Consider the following 1270-nt stretch of genomic DNA (forward strand, 5'->3'; position numbering starts at 1 on the left):
CTCGCACATCGAGCTGGACCCGCGCCTGCCCAGCCCGTTCACCCCGGACGGCACCCGTCCGACCGGCCCGGCCTGGTACCAGACGCACACCGTCGCCTACGCCCAGGAGCTCGGCTACGACGTCCATCCGATCGAGGCGTACCTGCGCCGCGAGACCGGCGCCTATCTGGACCCGTGGCACGACCGGCTCAAGACCGCCTACGTCGACACCCTCGCCGACCTCGGCGTCACCCGGGACCTGGACGACCGGGCCTTCCTCGCGGCGATGGAGCGCCGGAAGGAGGTCGACCCGGCCCTGGCCGCTGTCCTGTCCGCCATCAAGGCCACGGTGAAGGGCGGCGTCGGCAAGCTGCGCGAGCGCCCGCAGGGCAAGTCCTACAAAGCGGGGGAGCGGTGGCCGGCGCTGGAGCGGCCGACCTGGCGGCCGGACATCCGGGCAGCCGTCATCAGCAAGGCTCGGGTCAACATGCACCGCAAGCTGCTGAACATGTCGCGAATGACCGGGCTATTCCCGCTCGCCGTGCTGTCCGACTGCGTCGTCTACCCCAGCCCCGGTGACAGCCCGCTGGACTTCCTGCCGTACGCCGCCTCGGGCAAGCCGCAGCCCGGCGGGTTCCGCCTCGGGCCCACGCCGGGCCTGGCGAAGCTGGAGGGCGTCCAGTCGATGCTGTGGGCCGTCGACCTGATGGAGAAGGGCCTCAACCCGGCCCGCCACATCAAGGGCGGCGACGCGGTCCTCGACGAAGGCGAGTAGCCCCGTGGCCACCGACACCGCTATGTCTGCCGCTTCGGGCGGATCCGCCCCAAGCGCCGTGTCGACGCTGGAAGCCGGCGCGGAGCTGGAGCGGACGCTGGACCGCCTGGAGGCGCGCATGGAGGCCCTGCAGTTCTCCATGCGCACCCTCCGCACCTCACCGCGGTTCGAACTCTGGAGGCACGACCTCCACGAGACCCGCGAGACCTGGTTCCGCCTGGTCGATCCCGACGGCCAGGACCCCACCCCTGAAGGGAGCTGAGCACCACCGTGGAGATCCATGACGCGATCGAGCGGGCCGACCGGGAGGGCTTCACCCGGGAGCCTCCGAAGACGCTGAAGGGCCAGATCGGCTTCCTGCTCAAGCAGTTGGGCAGCGCGAAGGCCGTCGCCCAGGAGATCGGTGTCACCGCCGACTCCGTCAACCGCTACCGGCGCGGTGCCCGCAAGCACGCCCGCGCCGACGTCGCCGCGAAGATCGACGACGCCGTGCGGCAGCGGTGGCAGCCGCAGGTG

2 protein-coding genes and 1 pseudogene are annotated in these 1270 nt (G+C 71.5%); all 3 read left to right on the forward strand.

The features are described from left to right. A pseudogene (locus CA983_RS43820) lies at window positions 1-754 on the forward strand (telomere-associated protein Tap); the annotation flags it as partial. A gap of 58 nt (window positions 755-812) precedes the next feature. After that, window positions 813-1016, forward strand: a complete 204-nt coding sequence (locus CA983_RS43825) for a hypothetical protein (protein ID WP_086606126.1) — start codon at window positions 813-815, stop codon at window positions 1014-1016. 8 nt (window positions 1017-1024) lie between these two features. After that, window positions 1025-1270 (forward strand): telomere-protecting terminal protein Tpg (gene tpg / locus CA983_RS43830; RefSeq protein WP_425276523.1); only part of this gene is annotated, 246 nt, incomplete at its 3' end.

It is taken from the genome of Streptomyces swartbergensis, from assembly GCF_002148965.1.
GTDB classification, from domain to species: Bacteria; Actinomycetota; Actinomycetes; order Streptomycetales; family Streptomycetaceae; genus Streptomyces; species Streptomyces swartbergensis.